Genomic DNA, 5,335 nt, shown 5'->3' on the forward strand with positions numbered 1-5,335 from the left:
CAATGAAGTGAAGGAGTTGCAGGATCGCCTGGTGGATCAGTCGGCCCTTGCTTTTCATAATAAAGGCACCCGGTTGGATAACCTGATTGAGCAGCTGCAAGGCGGAGCGATTCAGGCCATTGTTACCCCATCTGCCTGGGAAGGGGTCAGCATCCGGCAGAAGAATGGACGACAGTTGTTAAAAAATATTATGGTCACGCGGATCCCTCTCCAGCCGCCCAACGAGGTGACGGAAAATACCTTTGTGGCCCGTTATCTTGAACAGGGGCGAGGTCGGGACGATGCGCTGAAAACCCTGTATGGCCGGATTCGTGACCGTGCCCTGCGTAAATTCCAGCAGGGCTTGATTGGCCGTGGCATTCGCGCCAATAACGATCGCATTACCGCCTGGGTGGCGGACCCGAGGATTGGGCCGGACCGGCAGCACCGACTGAAGGGCGTGATCCCGGAACGGTTTGCCAGTGAATATCAAAATGCCCGCTTGTTCGGTGCCGATGGCATGATCACCCGGCCAGCAGTGGCAAAACCACGGGAGGTACTGGCATGGCTATGATGAAACCCTTTGAGCTGACCTTTGAACTCGGTTCCAATATCACCCTCCGGGACAGCGCTATACACATGGATGGTCTTTTATCCAATGTCTGCTTTCGCCATACCGGTTGTACCGAAAAGGCGCTGTCGATGCTGGATGATTTGCTGTTGTTTAATCAGGATTACGGCATTTATCACGCCAGTGCCCTGGCGTTTGGGGTGATGGCGCAGCAGTCCATTGTCGCCTGCACCCGACATTATGTGGGCAATATGCGCCATGGTGATGACCTGCGGGACGAGACCCTGCAACCGACCTGGATGAGAACCCCTGCCAGGGCGGAGCGGTATCGGAATGTTTATATCAAAGGCGGGCCGGAAAGACAGAGGCTGAATAAATTCCAGGCTTACTATTCGCCTTACCTGGTGTTTCATGGTGTGGGTGATATCGCCCGTATTGAACGGCTGGTGCAGTTTTATTGTGCCCGTATCGGGGTGAATGCCAATTCCGGTTCGGGGACGGTTAAGCAGATGACCATAAAGGAGATCGGGCAGGATTTTTCGTTTATTGATGCCCATGGGCAGGTGGCGAGGAATTTGCCGTGTTCTTTTTTGCGAGCAGCTCAGGATGGTTCTTTGGGAGCATCTGCCATGGGTGGTTTGGGTGCATTGGCCTCCGAGCCCTTGCCGGTGCGTGCGCCTTACTGGAAAACCCATCATCGGTTTTCGACGGTTGATGCGGTGGCGGTTGAGAAGGTTCGGCGGGTAGTGATTTAAATATACGCTTCCCGCTGCCCGCCTCCCGCTTCCCGTAAAAGCATGCGTCTTATCTTTTTCGGGAAGCGGGCAGCGATCAATTAAGGTATTAACATGGTAAACCTTTCAGCAAAGCGCCGTTCCATTTACTTTCGCGGCTATACAACTGCGATCTCAGGACTGGCAGTAAACCGGCCAGACGATAACTTTGCCTCACCCACCGGCACCAAAGACCTGCAACGGTTACCCAGGCTGGGGGCCAAGCTGGATCGTTCGCCAGTGTTCTTTCCGGGCACTCAGCTGCGCCATCGAATTCGTGAAGCATTGCTGAAGGGGGCCTGCAAGGCCGCCGGTGGGCAACTGCCATTACAAGACCACTTTATGTTAATTCAGGGCGTGGCCATTGGTGAGATGGCTAAGGATCTGAGTTCGGTATCGATGGCTGGCATTGTGGAACGGGAAGGTGGCCTGCGCTCGGTAAACCCGTTGATCAGCCTGGGCGGGTTCTGGAAACATGCCGGAAGCCTGGGGGTAAACGACTGGATTCCGGTAGATTCTGACCAGCAGGTTTACTATCTGCACAGCAAAATGCGGGCGATGCCCCACAAACGGAATGAGGAACTGGTGGACCTGCTCTCGGATGACGATGTGGATAAGCTCAAGCGCATCATCAATGAAGACGGCGAGATTGCCCGCAAGGTTCGTGAGATAGAGGAAGAAATCAAGCAGGTGAAAAAGCGCTATGCAACCGCCTCGTCTGCTGAGAAGAAAAAGCTTGGTGACCAACTCAACAGACTTGAAGAGATCAAGTCGGGCATTAAGTCAGAAAAAGAAGGACCCACAGAAACCCTGGTAAGACCGGTGGAAGGCTATGAAGCCATCTGCCCTGGCACGGTGATGAAAAGCGGCATTGATATCACCCGGGCTAATGATCTTGACCTTGGCTTTGTCTTGTATGCGCTGAAACAGATCAGCAAACGGCCTTATGTGGGTGCTCATGCTGCGGACGGTAAAGGTGAGTTTGCCCTGGACTGGGAGGTGAAAACCTGGAGTGATGATCTGGAAGATCCCATAACCCTTGGCCGGGTTAAGGTTGGGCTGCTGGATTTTGAGATTATTCCTGAGAATGGGCTTTCTACGCTTCAGGATGCGCTTGAGAAGGCGCAGGAGGCTTTTGTTGATCCCGGGAAGTATGGGTTGGATTTTGGTGCTTTTAATCCACAGACGGCGGTGGCGTAAAAATACTTTCTGAAAAATAGCCTTTATCCATCAATGAGTTATTATTATGCCATTCCCTGCGAAAGCGGGGGTTAGCGGGAGGCCCCGTCTCTGGGTGAGCCTGTTTTTGCTGTTTTCCCTGCGCAAGCGGGGGTTAGCGGGAAGGCCCATCACTGGGTGAACCTGTTTTTGTTGATTTCCCTGCGCAAGCGGGGGGAAAGCGGTTAAGCCTTCTACAGCCTGCAGTTGCTGGCTGTGGAGGATTTGATCTTTATTTCAGCCGCCTGGTAGTAACTGCTTTCAAACCATTCCAGTGCCTTTTGAAAAGCCTGTTCGCCGTATCGGGCGCAGCTGAAGCGTCGGGTTTGCACTGCGCTTTCCGCCTGATTCTGTGTTTTTGCAGAAAGACTCACCTGCCAACCGGTTTGGCCATCCTTGAGTGTGTATTTCTCGATTCCGATCATATTGGTGTTACCTCCCTTAATGGCTCCGAAGTTCAGGCAGTGTGCAGGCTCTGTTTTATTGCCAGGACATCCTGATTGCTGACGGTGCGCGATTATTAACCATAGGCATTCTGCAAACATTGATACGTATCAATACTTACCACCATCCCAAATGTTTAAGCAAGGCCAATGCCATTTTTCCCGCGTTGGGGATGGGATACGGTTTCTTAACTTAGTACTATTGTCTTTTTATCTGTTTCTTAGCTGCTGTGTAGTGGCAAAATGGATCTTAAGGGAGAGCCCGTTTACGGGATCGTATTCATCTTCTGCAGCCGGGGAAGGAACAGTTATTCGTCTATTCCAGATCTACGGCTGCGTACGCTCGGGAGTGCTTTAAAGTCTTAATATTCATGCAAGATTATATATATCCACTATTTTCAATGGGTTACAGTTTTTCACCTGCTAGTCAGTAGTCACTGTTATTACAATCATTAAAAATTTACTTTTAATAGCTAAAATATATCATCGATTTGCTTGAGGGACTTACCATAATGGTAAATAATATAAATGTAAGCTTGTTCAGTGGAGGTAGTCCCCCAAGTGACGAGATTGCTGACAGGCAAATACTCTGTGGGCCACTATATTCGAGATGTGAAGTAGAGAAGGCTCTTGAGTCTGGGCAACCTGTAACGCTAGCTACAGTGAAATGTATTAAAAACGTGCAAGACCTGTTACTTGATGATGAAGATGTTAAGCAGTTGGTTGAGCTTGCTATAAGTAGTGGCCAGTTCCGAAATTCTCAGTGGTGTATTTTGAAGACGAACGGCGGTATCCGAACGTGGGCTGCTTGTGATGGTTATGCCGTTAACCGAGATGAATGGAATGACGCCGCTTTTAAGAATATGCCTGTTAGTTACTATATAAAGTTTGCTATCGGCAAGAGCGGCAGTGTAATTCTAAACATTTCATGCCACCTCTCATCATAGCAAGGAGTTAATAAGATGAGTACAACAGAGAAAATTTGTCCAATTTGCGAAGAAGGACGTTTGTCGGATCACACGGGTTCTCGAGAAGCGAGCTATAAGGGTGATACTAGGAAAATCCCTTTTTACTATTCCGAGTGTAACTTTTGTGGATGTGAATCTGCAGATGCAATTCATGTCCGAGAAAATAAACGTGCCATGCTTGCCTTCAAAAAGGAGGTTGATGGATTACTGACTGGGCAGCAAATTAGAAGGTTCAGAGAGAGCGTTGGCATAACACAGGTGCAAGCGGCAAAAATCTTCGGAGGAGGCCCCGTGGCTTTTTCCAAATATGAAAAGGATGATGTTGTCCAATCAGAACCTATGGACAAATTGTTAAAGGTCGCAAAATCTATTCCCCAGGCATTTTTATGGCTAGCTCGGAAAGCTAATGAAGGGGAAGTAGCCAAAAAAGCATCCTTCTCTTTTTCGCACTTTCAGGCTTCTTTAAGCAAAGATGCGCACATTATTGCTTTTAATCCAACAGCAAAAAGTGTGACAACTACTAGCTGCTTGCGCTTGGAAAGGGATCAGGTTTCTCGTTTTGAAGCTGATCAAGAGCAGCTCTCATATGGGTGAGTGTGATATGTCAGTGGATGTTAGCTTCTCTCCAATACAGGTAAAGCAACTCCTGTTTAAAAAGGTCTTAATCGAACCCCGGAAACCGACCGATGATGATGAAGGCCTGTGGGCTCCTCAGTTTGATTTTGAAGGAGTAGAAATTAAAACAGATATAATGACGGCTTATGATGAAAATGAGGATGATCCAACCCATTTTATGGTTTGTGTCAGGATCCAAATTGCCAATGAAAAGAAAGATGGAGCCAAACTAGCACCATATACTATAGATGTCGAAGGGCAGGCGTTTATACATTTACTCGCCCCATTCCCGGCTGAAATGAGAGAGTCAATTGTTAGCGTTAATGGCTCGACGGTTGTTGTTGGCGCTATAAGAGAGCTGGTATCCCAGCTAACCTCCAGGTCTTTATATGGGCCAATGGTACTGCCAACTCTTCGCTTTCAATCAGGCGAACATAAAGCCTGATATTCGACTAAAGAAAAACCAAAATTTTAGCAACCACTGTCGTATGGGCCAGTGACGTATAGCAAAATACAGGCATGAAAGCGCAAAAACATGAATGACAGCATTATAACAGCCTGTATTAATAACTTACTGATATATAAACAAACGACGCGGGTTCAAATCCCGCCGCCTCCACCAAACACCAAATCTGACTCAGGCCGACACAGGCAGAGTCAGGCAGATTAAAGGGCGTAAATTCAACAGTTTACGCCCTTTTTCTTTTTGGGGTAGTAACTGTTTGGTGATCCCATACAATGTTCGCGATTACCAGGGGCTGCAGCCAT

At 48.5% G+C, this 5,335-nt stretch carries 6 protein-coding genes; 5 read left to right on the forward strand and 1 reads right to left on the reverse strand.

Annotated features, from left to right (window positions below):
- From KDK14_RS16655 to KDK14_RS16665, 3 genes are all read left to right on the forward strand, one after another.
- A partial coding sequence (locus tag KDK14_RS16655) for a helicase C-terminal domain-containing protein (RefSeq protein ID WP_257266302.1) occupies positions 1-553 on the forward strand: 553 nt, incomplete at its 5' end.
- On the forward strand, positions 550-1,305 hold the full coding sequence (locus KDK14_RS16660; RefSeq protein ID WP_257266303.1) for a hypothetical protein: 756 nt from the start codon (positions 550-552) through the stop codon (positions 1,303-1,305). The genes KDK14_RS16655 and KDK14_RS16660, both read left to right, overlap by 4 nt.
- A gap of 93 nt (positions 1,306-1,398) precedes the next feature.
- Positions 1,399-2,523 (forward strand): hypothetical protein, encoded by a 1,125-nt coding sequence (locus KDK14_RS16665; protein WP_257266304.1) that lies wholly within the window; start codon positions 1,399-1,401, stop codon positions 2,521-2,523.
- 212 nt (positions 2,524-2,735) lie between these two features.
- Here the strand turns inward: KDK14_RS16665 and KDK14_RS16670 are convergent, their stop codons facing one another.
- Positions 2,736-2,966 carry a hypothetical protein gene (locus KDK14_RS16670; protein ID WP_257266305.1) on the reverse strand — a complete coding sequence of 77 codons (231 nt, stop codon included), beginning with the start codon at positions 2,964-2,966 and terminating at the stop codon, positions 2,736-2,738.
- A 980-nt stretch (positions 2,967-3,946) separates the two neighbouring features.
- Here KDK14_RS16670 and KDK14_RS16675 point away from each other — a divergent pair.
- A complete protein-coding gene (locus KDK14_RS16675) occupies positions 3,947-4,546 on the forward strand; it encodes a type II toxin-antitoxin system MqsA family antitoxin (RefSeq protein WP_257266306.1) in 600 nt (199 codons plus the stop codon).
- The gene (locus KDK14_RS16680) at positions 4,512-5,012 is read left to right on the forward strand and encodes a protein-export chaperone SecB (RefSeq protein ID WP_257266307.1); all 501 of its coding nucleotides are present in this window, start codon (positions 4,512-4,514) and stop codon (positions 5,010-5,012) included. The genes KDK14_RS16675 and KDK14_RS16680 overlap by 35 nt, the downstream gene beginning before the upstream one ends.
- The last annotated feature ends 323 nt before the right edge of the window (positions 5,013-5,335 follow it).

It is taken from the genome of Endozoicomonas sp. ONNA2, assembly GCF_024606365.1.
Lineage (GTDB): Bacteria > Pseudomonadota > Gammaproteobacteria > Pseudomonadales > Endozoicomonadaceae > Endozoicomonas.